General features: G+C 72.5%; 16 protein-coding genes. 14 read left to right on the forward strand and 2 right to left on the reverse strand.

Annotation, left to right across the window (positions count from 1 at the left end):
- The first annotated feature begins 88 nt into the window (after positions 1-88).
- The 7 genes from AF1_RS16230 (at position 89) to AF1_RS16260 (ending at position 7,292) form a co-directional block, all read left to right on the forward strand.
- The gene (locus AF1_RS16230; protein WP_067799154.1) at positions 89-1,009 is read left to right on the forward strand and encodes an NADP-dependent oxidoreductase; all 921 of its coding nucleotides are present in this window, start codon (positions 89-91) and stop codon (positions 1,007-1,009) included.
- Positions 1,010-1,062: 53 nt separating this feature from the next.
- Entirely contained in the window at positions 1,063-1,290 is a 228-nt protein-coding gene (locus AF1_RS16235) for a hypothetical protein (protein ID WP_207394041.1), read from the forward strand.
- Positions 1,291-1,618: 328 nt separating this feature from the next.
- The gene (locus AF1_RS16240) at positions 1,619-2,767 is read left to right on the forward strand and encodes a hypothetical protein (protein WP_157419212.1); all 1,149 of its coding nucleotides are present in this window, start codon (positions 1,619-1,621) and stop codon (positions 2,765-2,767) included.
- Between the two features lie 81 nt (positions 2,768-2,848).
- Entirely contained in the window at positions 2,849-3,307 is a 459-nt protein-coding gene (locus AF1_RS16245) for an SRPBCC domain-containing protein (protein ID WP_067799162.1), read from the forward strand.
- A gap of 147 nt (positions 3,308-3,454) precedes the next feature.
- Complete coding sequence (locus AF1_RS16250) at positions 3,455-4,258, forward strand: SRPBCC family protein (protein ID WP_067799165.1); 804 nt, start codon at positions 3,455-3,457, stop codon at positions 4,256-4,258.
- A 31-nt stretch (positions 4,259-4,289) separates the two neighbouring features.
- Entirely contained in the window at positions 4,290-5,357 is a 1,068-nt protein-coding gene (locus AF1_RS16255; RefSeq protein ID WP_067799168.1) for an SRPBCC family protein, read from the forward strand.
- A 246-nt stretch (positions 5,358-5,603) separates the two neighbouring features.
- A complete protein-coding gene (locus AF1_RS16260; RefSeq protein ID WP_067799171.1) occupies positions 5,604-7,292 on the forward strand; it encodes a bis-aminopropyl spermidine synthase family protein in 1,689 nt (562 codons plus the stop codon).
- A 10-nt stretch (positions 7,293-7,302) separates the two neighbouring features.
- Here AF1_RS16260 and AF1_RS16265 read toward each other — a convergent pair whose 3' ends face one another.
- Together AF1_RS16265 and AF1_RS16270 are read right to left on the reverse strand one after the other, a co-directional pair.
- Positions 7,303-8,049, reverse strand: a complete 747-nt coding sequence (locus AF1_RS16265) for an SDR family NAD(P)-dependent oxidoreductase (protein ID WP_067799174.1) — start codon at positions 8,047-8,049, stop codon at positions 7,303-7,305.
- Complete coding sequence (locus AF1_RS16270; protein ID WP_067799178.1) at positions 8,049-8,744, reverse strand: SDR family NAD(P)-dependent oxidoreductase; 696 nt, start codon at positions 8,742-8,744, stop codon at positions 8,049-8,051. Before AF1_RS16270 ends, AF1_RS16265 begins: the two co-directional genes overlap by 1 nt.
- Before the next feature lie 203 nt (positions 8,745-8,947).
- On the opposite strand from AF1_RS16270, the gene AF1_RS16275 reads away from it, so the two are divergent.
- The 7 genes from AF1_RS16275 to AF1_RS16305 all read left to right on the forward strand — a co-directional run bounded on the left by AF1_RS16275 (position 8,948) and on the right by AF1_RS16305 (position 16,407).
- Complete coding sequence (locus AF1_RS16275) at positions 8,948-9,988, forward strand: PucR family transcriptional regulator (protein WP_067799181.1); 1,041 nt, start codon at positions 8,948-8,950, stop codon at positions 9,986-9,988.
- A gap of 245 nt (positions 9,989-10,233) precedes the next feature.
- Complete coding sequence (locus tag AF1_RS16280; protein WP_067799184.1) at positions 10,234-11,046, forward strand: SAM-dependent methyltransferase; 813 nt, start codon at positions 10,234-10,236, stop codon at positions 11,044-11,046.
- A gap of 116 nt (positions 11,047-11,162) precedes the next feature.
- Positions 11,163-12,044, forward strand: a complete 882-nt coding sequence (locus AF1_RS16285) for a DUF5753 domain-containing protein (RefSeq protein WP_242608807.1) — start codon at positions 11,163-11,165, stop codon at positions 12,042-12,044.
- 270 nt (positions 12,045-12,314) lie between these two features.
- Positions 12,315-13,172 carry a squalene synthase HpnC gene (gene hpnC, locus AF1_RS16290; protein WP_067799187.1) on the forward strand — a complete coding sequence of 286 codons (858 nt, stop codon included), beginning with the start codon at positions 12,315-12,317 and terminating at the stop codon, positions 13,170-13,172.
- Between the two features lie 9 nt (positions 13,173-13,181).
- Positions 13,182-14,042: a presqualene diphosphate synthase HpnD gene (gene hpnD, locus AF1_RS16295; protein WP_067799190.1), complete on the forward strand. Its 861-nt coding sequence runs from the start codon at positions 13,182-13,184 to the stop codon at positions 14,040-14,042.
- Positions 14,039-15,400, forward strand: coding sequence for a hydroxysqualene dehydroxylase HpnE (gene hpnE / locus AF1_RS16300; RefSeq protein WP_067799193.1), 1,362 nt, complete (start codon positions 14,039-14,041; stop codon positions 15,398-15,400). Before hpnD ends, hpnE begins: the two co-directional genes overlap by 4 nt.
- Positions 15,397-16,407 carry a polyprenyl synthetase family protein gene (locus AF1_RS16305; RefSeq protein ID WP_067799196.1) on the forward strand — a complete coding sequence of 337 codons (1,011 nt, stop codon included), beginning with the start codon at positions 15,397-15,399 and terminating at the stop codon, positions 16,405-16,407. Before hpnE ends, AF1_RS16305 begins: the two co-directional genes overlap by 4 nt.
- The last annotated feature ends 33 nt before the right edge of the window (positions 16,408-16,440 follow it).

Here is a 16,440-nt window from a genome sequence, read left to right on the forward strand (position 1 = left end):
CGGAGTTTCTCCTACCCGTCGAACGTCGGAGATCTCCTACGCATGGCCGGGCGGGTTTAGCGGGCGGGCGCGGTGGCAGGGTGGGGGAATGCGCGCCGTCACCTATGACTCGTATGCCTCCGACAACTCGCGGCTGGCGGTCGGGGACGTCCCCGGCCCGAAGGTCGGCCCAGGCCAGGTGCTGATCGAGGTCCGCGCGGCGGGGGTCAACCCGGTCGACTGGAAGGTCATGGCCGGCGGCCTGGACGCGATGATGGACGCGGTCTTCCCCGTCATCCCCGGCTGGGACGTCGCCGGGGTCGTCCGGGCGGTGGGCCCCGACACACCGGAGTACGCCCCCGGCGCCGAGGTCGTGTCCTACGCCCGCAAGGACGTCGTCGGCGCCGGAACGTTCGCGCAGTACGTCACGGTCTCGGCGGACCACGTGGCGCCCAAGCCCGCCGCGCTCGACTGGAACCAGGCCGGTGGGCTGCCGCTGGCCGGGCTGACCGCGCAGCGCGCCCTGGACCGGCTGGATCTCGCCAAGGACGACGTCCTGCTCGTCCACGCGGCGGCGGGCGGGGTGGGGGGCCTCGCGGTGCAGATCGGCCGCGACCGCGGCGCCCGCGTCATCGGCACCGCGTCCGAGAAGAACCATGACTACCTGCGGGAACTCGGCGCCGAGCCGGTCGCCTACGGGGACGGGCTGGTGGAGCGCGTCCGGGACCTGGTGTCCGGCGGGGTGACGGCGGTCGCCGACTTCGCCGGCGGCCAGCTGGACACGACGCTCGCCGTCCTGGCCCCCGGCGGGCGGCACGTGTCCGCCGCCGACAACACCGTGGAGGAGCACGGCGGCCACTGGATATGGGTCCGTCCGGACGGCGCGAAGCTCGCCGAGCTGGCCCGGCTCGCCGACCGGGGCGCGCTCACGGTCGAGGTCGCCGGCACGTTCCCGCTGGAGGAGACGGGCGCCGCCTTCGACGCCAGCCGCGGCGGCCACACCCGCGGCAAGCTCATCATCATCCCCTGACCCGCCGAAACGCCTCCAGATGTTACATTGGTAACATGGTAACAGTTGATCGAGTGCAAACCGGTTTGCGGATCGAGCGCAACGTGCTCAAGGTGCTCAAGGCCCTGGCCGAATACCTCGATCTCTCCTTGGGGGACCTGGTCGAAGGCATCGCCCTGCACGCCTTCGAGGGAAAGGCGCCCTTCTCGGCGGAGACCCTCACGAAGATCGAGCAACTCAAGGACGTGTACGGACTGACCCTCACCGCGGCGGACGCGCACACCCTGGACGAGACGCGATGACCCCGACCGGCGTCCAACACCGGCTCACCGGCCACCTGACCGTCGCGCTGCCCCCTGACCAGGCGTTCCACCTGTTCACCGCACGTGGCGAACAACCTCTGAGCACCACCGTTCACCGGACGCCGGCCCGTACCCATGGGGTTCCTGACCGGGAACGGCGCCCGGAGCCGGCTACTGCCGCCGCGTTTCCCCCCGTCTGGCCGGAAGGGGGCGATCACGGGTGCTTCACCGAGTCGATGGTCCAGGTCCGGCCTGTTGGGAGGGTTGCGCGTGTCCGGATGAATCGTCACCGTGGTGACACGGTGGGCGACGGGCGAGGTGGACGGCCATGGATGTGCAGCCGACAGGGGATACCCAGGCCACGCAGAGCGGTGTGCAGGCCGATGTCCTGAGCCGGCTGGCCGCGATGGACAGGCGCCGGCTGCGGGACGCCGAGACGGCCGGGGAACTGCACCGGTTCGCCGAGCGGGGACGGACGCGCGTCGTGGTGGTCGTGCTGGCACGGTCGATCGCCCGGATCCTGCCCGGTCCGATCACGCCGCTCACGGCGGCATCCTCGGTGCTGGTCATGGCGGGCTGGCCCTACCTGCTCGCCCTGGCCGCCGGCGGGATGGTGGAGGACAATCCGCTGCGCGGCACCACCGGTGCCCTGCTCGCGTTCTCCGCCACCGTCACGTCCGCCCTGATGCTGGCCGTCGGCTGGATCGCCTGGCGCTGGACGGCGGTCCTCGCCGAGAGCGTCACCGACCTCTTGGCCGCATCGGCCGAGCGGCGGGAGTTCCTCCACTGGCTTCACACGCGCTGCGGCCGGACACCGCAACTGGCCGCCGGGGCCGCCAGGGTGAGCCTCGCGGTACTCATCGTCTACGCGATGTCGCACCAGCACACCGGCTCGGTGGCGGTCAGCGCATGGATCTACGTGTGCTGCGCCTGGACGGGATTCATCGGGGGCGGCGTCCTCTACTGGCTCTACACGCTCGCCGAGGTTCCCCTGCGGTTGCACCGGTGCCGGGACCTGCAGATGGCGTGGATGGACCCCGCGCACACCCCCGCCGTCGTCCAGTTGTGCCGGGTCTACGGACGCGTCGCGGTCAGCACGGCGTTGGGCGTTCTCATCGCCGAACTGTCGACCGTGGCCGTGACCGGTGAGCACCCAGGCGCGCTCATGCAGGCATTCTTCGTCGGCTTCCCCGTTCTCGCGGTCGTCACGGCCTTATACGTCGGCGTCCAGCCCTACATCACGCTGGCCCATCTGGTCAGGCGCCATATCGACACGATCGTGGACCCGCTGATGGCACAGACGCACCGACCGCCGGGACACCTCCTGCTATCCCAGGACCTGGGCGGCGCATTCCAGGCTTACGCCCATTTTCGGACGCTGCGCCGACTGCCGGTCAAGACCGCCACGCTGTTGCAGTACGTGACCGGCATCATGGCGTCCCTCGTCGTCTTCTTCATCCAGCGCATAGTCGGCTGACCCGCCGCCCCAAGCCCCCTGGACTGCAGGTGCCGACCTCCAAGTGGGTGGGGTGTTTTTGGCGCGGCGTAAGGTGGGCGTGTGCATTCGACCCGGGTTTCTCGGCATGTGCGGGCCCGGCCTTCGGTCGTCTACCGGGCGCTTCTCGATGCGGACGCGCTCGCGAAGTGGCGGGTGCCGGACGGCATGAGCAGCCGGGTGCACGAGTTCGATCCGCGGGAAGGCGGCTCGTTCCGGATCTCGCTCACCTATGACGCGCCGGCCGGGACCGGGAAGTCGGCGGCGCACACCGACACCTACCACGGCCGCTTCGTGAAGCTCGTGCCGGACGCGCAGGTGGTCGAGGTCTTCGAGTTCGAGACCGCGGAGCCCGGCCTGCGGGGCGAGATGACGATGACCACCACCCTCACCGAGGCGGACGGCGGCACCGACGTCCTCGTCGTGCACGAGGGCATCCCCGACGGCGTGCCCGCCGCCGACAACGAGACCGGAACGCGGATGGCGCTGGAGAACCTCGCCAAGCTCGTCGAGACGGCCTAACCGGCGTTCTCACAGCCCATGATCAGGGCGCGTTCTGCCGCGGTTGGCCGTGCCCACCTGCTTTGTCATTGTGCCGTGTCCTGTTTTGCCGCCTCTTGACCGGGTAACCCGGCGCAGTACCCGAGTGGACGACGAGGTGGACAGGACATGAAAACGCGGACCGGCGCGGCCCTCGGCACGGCGGCCGGCGCGGGCGGGGCCGTGGCGGCCCTGTCGGCCCGGCGCCTCGGCCGCCGCGTCCTCGGCGGGCTCGTCACCCGGTTCGAGCGGCGGCTGGAGCGCGAGACCCGGAGTCTCGTCGCGAAGGCCGAGCAGGCGGGACCGCTCGGCCGGGCCGCGGTGGCCGGCGTCAAGGCGCTGCGGGAGGGCAAGTCCCCGTTCCGCGCGCTGCTGAGCTTCGGGTGGACGGCGCTGAAGGAGACCCTCGCCGGCATCTTCGGACGGGGACGGAGGGGAAAGCCGACCAACATCGTCGAGCAGATCGACGTGGGTGCGCCGCGCCGTCTCGTCTACGACCAGTGGACGCGGTTCCAGGACTACCCGTCCTTCATGAAGAAGGTCGTCAGCGTCGACCAGGCGTCCGACGCGAAGCTGAACTGGAAGGCGAAGATCTTCTGGTCCAGCCGGACGTGGGAGTCGACCATCACCGAGCAGATCCCCGACGAGCACATCGTGTGGCGCTCGAAGGGGCCGAAGGGCCACGTGGACGGGGCCGTCAGCTTCCATGAGCTGGCCCCGAACCTGACCCGCGTCCTGCTCGTCCTGGAGTACCACCCCCAGGGCTTCTTCGAGCGGACCGGGAACCTCTGGCGGGCGCAGGGCCGCCGGGCCCGCCTCGAACTCAAGCACTTCCGCCGTCACGTGATGACGCGGTCGCTCATCGCCCCCGGCGAGGTCGAGGGCTGGCGCGGCGAGATCCGCGGCGGCGAGGTCGTCGCAACCCCCGAGTAGAACCCCCCAACCCCTAGTGAGGTAGAAGCACATGGCACGCGGAACCCTGATGGGCAGGACGCCCATCGGACAGATCACGAAGCATCTCCCCGGCGGGCGCCGTCAGCGCATGCCCGACCTGGGGCGCATCTCCAAGAATCTCCCCAAGAGCCTGCCGGGCGGGCGGGCCATCGGCACCGCGGGCGGCGTCCTGCTCGGCGCGGGCGCGGCCGTCGCGGCGAGCCGGGTCCTCACCGGACGCGGCGGCGAGCAGGACTCGTCCGAGACGGACGAGCAGACCAAGGCCCCCGAGAAGAACGAGGCCAAGAAGACCGAGGCCAAGAAGACCGAGAAGGCCGAGGGCGAGAACGCGAAGAGCAACGGCCAGGGCGGCGTGCTGAGCCAGCTCAAGGACACCGTCGGCGGCGCCCTGCCCGGCGGCAGGGAAGGCAAGGACAAGAAGGGCGGCCAGGGCGGCGGCAAGAAGGTGAAGGTCACCAACATCGTCGAGCACATCGACATCGGTGCGCCGCGCCGTCTCGTCTACGACCAGTGGACGCAGTTCCAGGACTACCCGTCCTTCATGAAGAAGGTCGTCAGCGTCGACCAGGCCGACGAGACCAAGCTGAACTGGAAGGCGAAGATCTTCTGGTCCGCCCGGACGTGGGAGTCGACGATCATCGAGCAGGTCCCCGACGACCACATCGTGTGGCGCTCGAAGGGGCCGAAGGGGCACGTGGACGGGACGGTCAGCTTCCACGAGCTGGCCCCGAACCTGACCCGAGTCCTGGTCGTCCTCGAATACCACCCCCAGGGCTTCTTCGAGCGGACCGGGAACCTCTGGCGCGCGCAGGGCCGCCGGGCCCGCCTCGAACTCAAGCACTTCCGCCGCTACGTGATGACGCAGTCGCTCACCCGCGCGGACGAGATCGAGGGCTGGCGCGGCGAGATCCGCGACAGCGAGGTCGTCCGGACGCACGAGGAGGCCGTGGAGGACGAGGGGAAGAACGGCCGGCCGCAGAACTCCAAGTCGTCGTCCGGCACCTCCAAGAACTCCAGGAGTGGCAAGACGACCTCCAAGAACGCCAAGGAGCGCGAGGAGGAGTACGAGGAGGTCTGACCCGCGTGAGCGGAGCCTGAGCCGGGCGAAGACGCCGGTCGACCGTCCGCGCCGAGGCCCCCGGACCCGCGCGGCGGCCCCCTCCGGGACCCCGCTCGCCGCCCGTCCCCGCACCCACCCCGGGGGACGGGCGGCGTTCCGGGAGAAAGCTCCGGCGGGATGAGCCCGCGCGAGTACCGCAACGCCTCCGGGCGGGGCTCATAGGATCGGTGGGCAACCCGTCCCGCCGAGCGAAGTAGACCACACATGACGAATGGCGAGCGGCCCCGGCCGGAGAATCCGCTGGAGGCCCTCCGGGAATTGCGGGACGACTTCGGGATCGATGCCGTGCGCGTCGACCAGATCGGCCGGCTGCTGGCGGCCGGGGAATTCCGCTCGATCGAGGAGGTCGTCTCCCGGACCGGGACATCGCGGCGTACGGTCGAGGCGGTCTTCCGGGCATTGGAGCCGGATCTCGAATCGTCCGGAGACGGAAAACGCATCGCCGGACGTCACGCCGGGAAGTACGGCGGCGTTTTCGGTGCGGGGGAGCCGTTCGGTGTCCGGGACCCGTGGGCCGGACTCGCCGGTGACCCGGACGTCATCGCCGAGATGGCCCGGCTGATCGACGCGGCGCCGGCGCCGGTGCAGGCGCTCGACCACGTGCCCGCCACCGCCGAGACCGTCGTCAAACGGGCCCGGCTCATGCTCGGCGGCTTCGACCTGACCGGCGCGCACGTCCTCTTCGCCGGCGACCACGACCTGACCTCGCTCGGCCTGTTCCTCGCCGGGGGCGCGCCCGGCCTGCGGGCGAGCGTGGTGGACATCGACGAGCGGCTGCTCGCGTTCATCGACACCGAGGCCGGGCGCCGGGGCTGGGACGTGCGCTGCCACTTCGCCGACCTGCGGCTGGGGCTGCCCGCCGTGCTGCGGGAGTCGTGCGGTCTGGTGTTCACCGACCCGCCGTACACCCCGGAAGGCGTTCGGCTCTTCGTCGCCCGCGGCCTCCAGGGCATGGGGGATCATCGCAACGGCCGGGTTCTGCTGGCCTACGGGTTCGGCGAGCGGCAGCCGGCGCTCGGGCTCGCCGTCCAGCAGGCGCTCGGCCCGCTCCACCTCGTCTACGAGGCGGTTCTGCCGGCGTTCAACCGGTATGTGGGCGCGCAGGCCATCGGCAGCGCCGCCGCGCTGTACGTGCTGCGCCCCACCCGGCGGACGGCCGGTGCGGTCCGGGCCGTCGATTCCCGGGCCGCCCTGTACACGCACGGGTCCCAGGCGGTGGAGGCGACCGGCGGCCTGGAACGCGAGGCCGCCGCACGGATTCTCGAACTCGGCGGCGACCCGGGGGAGGGGACCCTGCTCGTCGGCGACGGCTGGCCCGCGGACGCCCCCGGCCACCGCCTCTCACTGCCCGCCTTCCTGGGCTCGCCCCTGCCCCGGAACCTGCAGGATCACGGGACGACGCTGGTCAACCTGTATCCGGGATTCGGCGCGTCGGCCGTCCGGGCGCTGCTGGCCGCGAACTCGCGCCGGGCCGGGCTCGTCTGCCGCAGCGACCTTCCCCTCCTCAAGGACGCCGCGGGCCAGCGGGAGTTCGCCCGGCTCATCGGACCCGGGTACCGGATCGTCCGGCTGCTGCGCAGCACACCCGGACCCGACCAGGCCCTCGTCCTCGCGGAAAAGGCGCGGCCGGACGGGTGGACGGGCACCGAGCGCGTCCTCGGGTACATGTACGCGCGCGCTCACGGAAAGCTCGGCAATTCCTGGCGGGAAGGGCTCATCAAACTCCAGAAGGAGGCCGGGCGTACGCTCACCAAAAGCGAAAGCCGGGCCGTGATCGAGGCGTCCGTGAGCCGTCCGGAACTGCTGGGACGATCGCTGATGGAACTGCCGCTGCATCTCTTCGCCGTCCTCGCGGAGGATGTCGGACGTTCGGTGGCGGCCCTTCCCGGCTGAGCCATCCGGGTCAGGCGCGGGAGCGGAGCGTTCCGCCGTTGCTGAGCAGGATCTGCCCGACGAGCGTCGGGAGCCGCTCATCGGTGAGGAACGCGACCGCCGCCGCGATCTCCTCGGGCGTCGCGATGCGGCCCAGCGGCACCCGCGCGGTCTCCCGGGCCCGGAGCTCCTCCGCCGTCACCCCGGCGGCCTGCGCCCTGGCCTCCAGTTGCGGCGTGTCGATCACGCTCGGCGCGACGGCGTTCACCGCGATGCCGAGCGGCGCCAGTTCCCGGCCGAGCGACTTGGTCAGCGCCACGATCCCGGCCTTGGCGGCCGAGCAGGCGCTCGCCCCCGCCTCTCCGGTGAGCCCGCATTCCGCCGCGACCAGCACCATCCGGCCGCCGCCGCGCTCCACCATCCCCGGCATGACGGCCTGCGCGCACGCGAACGCCCCGCCGAGGTCGACGTCGATGACCCGCCACCAGTCGTCCAGGTCGTGCTCGCCGAAGGTGCCGCAGCTGATGTGCGAGGCGGCGGCGACGAGGATCGCGATGTGCGAGCCCGTCCGCTGCTCGACGTCCTCGACCATCGCGGTGACCGCCACCGGATCGGCGACGTCGGCGGGTGCGGCGATGCCGCCCAGTTCGCGGGCGAGCGCCGTCACGTCCCGGTCGGGACGGTCGTTGAGCGCGACATGGTGACCGCCCGCCGCCAGCCGCCGCGCGACCGCCGTGCCGAGGCCGCCGCCCGCCCCGGTGACCAGCGCGACCGTCATCAGATCACCGCTCCCGCGTTGGGCGACAGGATCTCCCCGACGCAGAACGTCGCCTCCTCAACCAGATAGGCGGAGATGAGCGCGACCTCCTCCGGGGACGTCAGCCGCGCGGTCGGCAGCGTCTGCAGGAAGGAGGGCCGGCGCCACGGCGAGTCGGACGGCAGCAGCGACGTGTCGGTCGGGCCGGGTGCCACCGCGTTCACCCGCACGCCGGACGGTGCCAGCTCCGCCGCCAGCGACCGGACGAGCCCGATCACCGCGCCCTTCGCCGCCGTGTAGTGCGCCTCGGCCTCCCCGCCGCCGATGGCCAGGCCGGAGGTGATCGCGACCACGGCGCCCCGCCGGCGTTCCACCATTCCCGGTGTCACGGCCCTGCACACGTTCACCACGCCGCCCAGATGCACCCGCAGCATCCGCGTCCAGTCGGACCAGGCGATGTCGGACACCGGGACGATCGTGTAGTGCCCCGCCGCGCACAGCGCCGCCTCGACCGGCCCGAGCTCCCGCTCGATCCGCCGGACCGCGGCGTGCACCTGCTCCGGGACCGACACGTCCACGCCCACCGCGTGATCGGCGTCCGGCACCGGGCCGAGGTCGAGACCGGCCGTCCGCCAGCCGCGCCCGGCCAGCTCACGCACTATCGCGGCGCCGATCCCGCCCGCCGCGCCGGCGACGAGGGCGACTCGCCCGCCCATCTGACCACCCCGAATCGCTCCGAAGCTCCCAGGCAAACCCCGCGTAACCCGAGGTGACAAGGGGGCGGGTGATTTGTTGGCCGATCGCACCGCGCCGCGCCCGGGCGGTTGTGCCCTTCTCCAACGTACGGTTCTGCCAAAACACGGTCACGGCCCCGGGGCATCCCCGCGCCGGGGTGTGGCCGGGGTGAGAGGCTGAGGCTGTGACCAGCGAGCCCGCGCCGCCGCACCTCACCGTCCGGCAGTTCATCGAGGTGCCGCGCTTCCGGTTGCGGCTGGTCGCGGGCGAGCGGGGCCTCGACCGGCAGGTCCGCTGGGCGCACTCCACCGAACTGCTCGACCCCGGCCCCTACCTGCGCGGCTACGAGATCGTCCTGACGGTCGGCGCGTCGCTGCGGGATCCGGGCGCGTGCGCCGCGTTCGCCGAGTCGGTGCGGGCCGGCCGGGCGAGCGCGATCGGCTTCGGCGTCGGGGACGTGGCCGCCGAGGTGCCGGAGGCGCTGCGGGAATCCTGCGACCGGCTCGGCCTGCCGCTGCTGGAGGTGCCGCCCGAGGTGCCGTTCCTCGGCTTCACCGAGTGGTTCGCCGAGCGGGTCGCGTTCACCCGCGACGAACGGCACGAACGGGAGGAGACCGGGCGCCTGCTGCGCATGATCCGGCAGGGCCTCGCGTCCGCCGAGGTGCTCCGCGAGCGGATCGACGACGCCGGGCTCGACCCCGAGTCGCTGCTGGTGATCGCGATGGACGCCGGCGATGAGGAACTGCCGGGCATCCTCGGCCTGGACGGCGACACAGCGCTCCTCATCACCAACGACGCGCACGCCTGGACCGAGCCCGCCGGCGTCGGCAGCCCCGGTCCTCTCGGCCACCTGCCGGTCTCCCTCAACGAGAGCCTTGCCGCGCTGGACGCCGCGCGCCGTGCCGGCGGCGTCGTGCACGCCTCCGACCTCGCCACCTTCCAGGCGCTGCTCGGCCGCCTCGACCAGGAACAGCTGGCCCCGTTCGTCGAGCAGATCGCCCGCCCGCTGAACGAGTACGACAACGTGCACGGCACCCGCCTGGTCGAGACGCTCCGCACCTTCCTCGACATGGGCGGTGCCGTGGGCGCGACGTCCCGCGCCCTGTTCCTGCACCCGAACACCCTCCGCCACCGGCTGGCCCGCATCGAGTCCCTGACCGGCAAGGACCCGCTCAGCTTCGAGGACCGGGTGGCCCTGGCGATCGCGGTATGGGCGGCCCGCTGACCCGCGTCGCCCCGGCTTCCGCCGGCCCGGTTTTCCGGACGGACGAAACTGATGCCGGAAATGAGATAATTGTCGCGAATGACGGCCGGTTGGCCGGCGCTTTAATCGATGCCCTGAATGGTAAGGCGGACAGGGCCGAATTTCGGGTTTCTGGTCACTCCTGGTCACTCCGGGAGGGGTGGGTCTAGGTTTGCAGGACGCATGCCGAGATACGGCGCCGGACTCCCGGAAGGAGCGCCCGACCGATGACGAACACCGCTGAAGGCCCGGAGCAAGGGGCGGAAGTAAAGATCAATACGGACGTTCCGCAGTCGGCGCGGATCTGGAACTACTGGCTCGGCGGGACCGACAACTACGAGGTCGACCGGGTGGCCGGCGATGAGTATGTCGCGCTGTACCCCGGAATCGTGGAGATTGCTCGGGAAGGCCGCTACTTCATGGACCGCGCGATCCGCCATCTGGCGCTCGAACGCGGAATCCGCCAGTTCATGGACTGCGGGACCGGGCTCCCGACCGTCGACAACACCCACGAGATGGCCCAGCGCGCCGCCCCCGGCGCGCGGGTCGTCTACGTCGACAACGACCCGCTCGTCCTCGCGCACGCCCGCGCGCTGATGACGGGCACCCCCGCGGGCGGGACGGCCTACATCGGCGCCGACCTGCACGACCCCAAATCGATCATGGACGGGGCGTCGGAGGTCCTCGACCTGTCGCAGCCGGTCGGGCTGATGCTGATCGCGGTCATGGGGCACATCGTGGACCCCGACGAGGCGCTCGGCGTCGTCCGCGGGCTGATGGAGCCGCTGGCGTCGGGCAGCTACCTCGTCCTGCACGACTCCACCGACGCCAATGAGGCGTTCAACGCGGCGCAGCGCGCGTACGACGCGACGGGCGCCATCCCGTTCCGGCTGCGCAGCCCCGAGTTCATCCGCGGCTACTTCGACGACCTGGAGATCGAGGAGCCCGGGATCGTGACGGGCGGCGCGTGGCGCCCCGAGGTGGACTCGATCGACGTCGAAGATCTTCCGACGCTGTGCGGGGTGGCGCGCAAACCCTGACGCGGAAGTAAGGTAGCGCACCGTCTCCTCCTCAGCGCAGCGCGTGAAGATATAGTGAAATCGGTCGTTATCTCACGCCGATCCCTTCCACGCCGATCCCTCGACGAGGAGTCCCGTTGGCCTCCGTCACGATCACCGGCAGCAGGCAGTCGACACGCGCGCACGGGGACCCGCTCGTCCCCCGGATGCTGCTGGGCAGGCGGCTCCGCGAACTGCGCGAACGGCGCGGGCTCTCCCGGCGGGAGGCGGCCCGCACGATCGGCGGATCGGCGTCCAAGATCACCCGGCTGGAACTGGGCCGCTCCGCGAGCAGGCCGCGCGACATAGCCGCGCTGCTGACCCGCTACGGCGCCGACGACGAGCGCACGACCCTCCTCGCCCTCGCCGAGCAGACGGCCACGCGCGCCTGGTGGCACGACGACGGCGACATCGTCCCCGCCTGGGTGCGTCCCTACCTGAGCGCCGAGCAGGCGGCCAAGCTGGTCCGCACGTTCGAGGCCCAGTTCGTGCCCGGCCTGCTGCAGACCGAGGCCTACGCCCGCGCGCTGATCCGCCGCGTCAACCCCGAGCCGCAGGTCGAGCGGCGGGTGGAGTTCCGGATGCGGCGCCAGCGGGTGCTGCGCCGCCGGCCGCGTCCGCTCAACCTGTGGGTCGTGCTGGACGAGCAGGCGCTGTGGCGTCCCATCGGCGGCGCGGAGACGATGCGCGGCCAGATCCGGCACATCATCGAGCTGTGCGGGCGGCCGAACGTCACCGTCCAGATCGCGCCGTTCGGGATCTGCGGGCGGGCCGCGGGGGACGGGCCGCTCACCCTCATCCGGTTTCCGCAGCAGGGCCTGCCCGACATGGTGTACCTAGAACGCGCCAACGGCGCCGTCTACCCGGGGCGGCGCGCGGAGATCGAATGGCACTGGCATGTGTTCAACACACTGGTCACCGAGGCCGCGCCGCCCGAGCGCACCCCGCGGATCCTTGCCGGAATGCTTACCACCTACTGACCCTGACCCGTCCGCACCGGCCCGGAACCGGTCCATGATCAGAACCGGGGAAATGTGCCGGCCGGCGGTGCTCGCCGGCCGTGTCGATCACGCATTCCCAGCTGACCACTTCCGGCCTATCTTCCGGAACAGCGGATTCTTGGGAGGTTTCTCGCGGCGGTTCGGGGACGTACGCCACAGGGGCCTCATGATGGCCATGTTTACCGGGCGGGCGCCCGGTTATCGGGCATCAATGAACGTCCCGCGCCGCCGCCGCCTCGAAGGAACGCCATGTCCGTCAGCGAGCGTTTGTGGAACGAGACCGAGGAACGCCGCACCCGGATCGAACTGCAGGCCCGGGAGAACTTCCCGGTGGCCACCCGGCTGCTCCCCGTGCGCCACCGCGAGCACCTGCTGAACGTGTACGGCTATGCCCGGCTGGTCGACGACATCGGGGACGAGGCGCCGCCGGGGGACCGCGCCGACCTGCTCGACCTGGTCGAACGCGACCTCGACCGGGTGTACGCGAGCACCCGCCCGGAACTGCCCGTCATGCGCGACCTGGCGCGCACCATCGACGCGTGCCGCATCCCGGCGGAGCCGTTCCGCCGCCTGCTGGAGGCGAACCGCCGCGACCAGGAGGTCACCCGGTACGCGACCTTCGACGACCTGGTCGAGTACTGCGCGTACTCCGCCGACCCGGTCGGGCACATCGTCCTGCACGTGTTCGGCGCCGCCACCCCCGACCGGTTCCGGCTGTCGGACAAGGTGTGCACCGCCCTGCAGATCATCGAGCACTGCCAGGACGTCGGCGAGGACCACCGCAACGGGCGCGTCTACCTGCCGGGCGACGACCTGCGGCGGTTCGGCTGCACCGAGGACGACCTGACCGCCGCGGCCACCCCCACCCGGCTGCGCGGCGTCGTGGCCCTCCAGGCCGGGCGCGCGGGCCGGCTGCTGGACGAGGGCGCCGCGCTCACCGCAAGCCTCCGGGGTTTCGCCCGGGTCGCCGTCGCCGGATACATCGCGGGTGGCCGCAGCGCCCTCGCCGCCCTGGAGCGCGGCGCCTACGACGTCCTCGGGAGCCCGTCACGTCCGAGGAAGGCGCGGCTGCTGGCCGAGTGGTCGCGGACACTGGGAAGGAGATGAGCAGTCCAGATGGACGCACTCGGCGCCTACGGGCACTGTGAGAACGTCGTCCGTTCGCAGGCGCGCAACTTCTCGTACGGGATCCGGCTGCTTCCCGCGCCCAAGCGGCGTGCGCTCAGCGCCGTCTACGCGTTCGCCCGCCGCATCGACGACATCGGCGACGACCACGGCGCGCCGCCCGCCGGCCGGCTGGCGAGGCTGGCGGACGAGCGCGAACGCCTCGCCGACGCCGGCGCCCACCCGGCCGACCCGGTGCTCGTCGCGCTGTCGGACGCCGCGCGCCGCTTCCCGATCCCGCTGGAGGCGTTCGGCGAGCTGATCGACGGGTGCGAGGCCGACGTCCGCGGCGCGGCCTACGACACCTTCGACGACCTGCTCTGGTACTGCCGGTGCGTCGCCGGTGCCGTCGGCCGGCTGTCGTTAGGCGTGTTCGGCACGTCCGACCCGGAGACGGCCGTCCCCCGCGCGGACGCCCTCGGCGTCGCGCTGCAGCTGACGAACATCCTGCGGGACGTGCGGGAGGACGGGCTGAGCGGCCGCGTCTACCTGCCCGCCAAGGACCTCGCCCGGTTCGGGTGCACGCTGGGCCGGGACGGGGCGGGCCGGCTGACCGACGACCCCGGGCGGCTGGCGGGGCTCGTCCGGTTCGAGGCGGACCGCGCGGACGAATGGTACGAGACCGGGCTCGAACTGCTGCCCATGCTGGACCGGCGCAGCGCCGCGTGCGCGGGGGCCATGGCGGGCATCTACCGGCGTCTGCTGAAACGCATCAGGGCCGACCCGCCGGCCGCGCTCGCCACCCGCACCTCCCTGCCGGTCTGGGAGAAGGCCGCCGTGTCGGCGATGGCGCTGGCGGGGGTCCACCGATGAGCGGCGCCGCCGGCCCCTCCGGGGACGTCGCCATCGTCGGCGGCGGTCTCGCCGGGATCACGACCGCGCTGGCGCTCCAGGAGACGGGGGTGCGGGCGACGATCTACGAGGCGCGGCCCCGGCTCGGCGGCGCCACCCACTCCTTCAGCCGCGGCGGGCTGACGGTCGACAACGGGCAGCACATCTTCCTGAAGTGCTGCGCGGCGTACCGGGGGCTGCTGGCCCGGCTGGGCGCGCTGGACCGGGTCCGCGTCCAGGACCGCTTCGACGTCCGCGTCCTCACCCCGGACGGCCCCGGCGGGCGGCTGCGCCGCGCGGGCGCCCCGGGGCCGCTGCACCTGCTGCCCGCACTCGCGGGCTACCGGCTGCTCTCGCCCGCCGACCGGTTGCGCGCCGTCCGCGCGTCGCTGGCGCTCGACCGGCTCGACCCGGACGACCCGGCGCTCGACGGCCGCACCATGGGCGGCTGGCTCGCCGGCCGCGGCCAGCGGCGGCAGGCCCGGGACGCGCTCTGGGACCTGTTCGTCACGGCCGCGCTCAACATCCGGCTGGACGACGCCGCGCTCGGCCCCGCGGCGATGGTCTGCCAGATCGCGCTGCTTCGCCGCCCGGACGCCGCCGACATCGGCGTGCCCGCGATCCCGCTCGGCGACCTGCACGGCACCCTCGCCGCGGCGAGGATCGAGCGGGCCGGCGGGCGGATCGAGCTGGGCGCGAAGGTGACGGCGATCGACGCGGGGCCGAAGCTCGTCGTGAACGGCTCCCCGGTGGCCGCGGACGCCGTCGTGGTCGCGGTCCCGCACCGGGCGGCGTCGTCGCTCGTCCCAGCGGAGGCGTCCCCCGGCCGGGCGTCATGGGACGGTCTCGGCTCCAGCCCCATCGTCAACATCCATGTCGTCTATGACCGGCCTGTCCTGGACGAGCCGTTCGTCGCGGCGATCGGCTCGCCCGTCCAGTGGGTGTTCGACCGCACGCGGGTGAGCGGCCTGACCGGCGGCGGCCAGTATCTCGCGGTCTCGGTCTCGGCGGCCGACCGCTGGATCGACACGCCCACCGCCGAACTGCGCGCGGTGTACCTCGCCGCGCTGGAGCGGCTGTTCCCGGCCGCCCGCCGGGCCCGCGTCACCGACTTCTTCGTGACGCGGGAACGGCACGCCACATTCCGTCAGAGCCCCGGCAGCGGCGCGCTGCGCCCCGCGTCCGCGACCCGGCTGCCATGGCTCTTCCTCGCCGGCGCGTGGACGGACACGGGCTGGCCCGACACGATGGAGGGAGCCGTGCGCAGCGGCCTCACCGCCGCCCGCCTCGTCCGGCGGCACCTGCGGGAGAAGACCACGGACGAGGTGAGCGGCCGATGACCACCGTCCCGACCCCGATCACCGACGGGCGCGTGCTCGTCGACCAGGCGATGCGGACCTCGGCCGACCGGCTCGACCCGTGGACCCGCCGCGTCGTCGCCTACCACCTCGGCTGGACCGACGAGAACGGCCGCCCGGCCCAGGCGGGCGGCAAGGCGCTGCGTCCCGCGCTGGCGCTGCTGTCCGCGCGGGCCGCCGGGGCGCCCTGCGAGACGGCGCTGCCCGGCGCGGTCGCCGTCGAGTTCGTGCACGCGTTCTCGCTGCTGCACGACGACATCATGGACGGCGACCGGACCCGCCGGCACCGTCCCGCCGCGTGGACGGTGTTCGGCCCGTCCGCCGCGATCCTCGGCGGTGACGCGCTGCTCGCGCTGGCCGAGGAACTGCTGCTCGACCAGCACTCGCGGGGCGCGCACTGGGCGGCGCGCGCCCTGGCCGCCGCCACCCAGCGGCTCATCTCGGGGCAGGCGCTCGACCTCGGGTTCGAGCAGCGCGACGACGTGTCGCTGGAGGAGTGCCTCACCATGGCCGCCGACAAGACGGGCGCGCTGATCGCCTGCGCCTGCTCGATCGGCGCGATGCTCGGCGAGGGGCCGACCCGGCTCGTCACCGACCTGACCGGGTTCGGCGCCGAGATGGGCCTCGCGTTCCAGCTCGTGGACGACCTTCTCGGCATCTGGGGCAGGCCGGAGACGACCGGCAAGCCCGTCCTGTCCGATCTGCGGGCCCGGAAGAAGTCGCTGCCGGTGGTGTACGCGCTGAACGCCGGCACGCCTGACTCCGCGCGCCTCGCCGACCTGTACGGCCGGGCGGAGCAGCCGTCCGAGGACGTCCTGCGGGAGATGGCGCGGCTGGTCGAGGCGGCCGGCGGACGGGACTGGGCCGCGGCCGAGGCCGACCGCCGCATCGCGTCCGCCGAGCGCCACCTCGACCACTCCGGGATGGACGACCGGGTCGCCGCCGAGTTCCGCGACATCGCCCTCTTCGTCACCTCCCGGGACCACTGACCGGTCCCGGCACCGCGCGAGAAGGAGAGCGCC

The sequence above is a fragment of the Actinomadura formosensis NBRC 14204 genome (assembly GCF_001552155.1).
Taxonomy (GTDB): Bacteria; Actinomycetota; Actinomycetes; order Streptosporangiales; family Streptosporangiaceae; genus Spirillospora; species Spirillospora formosensis.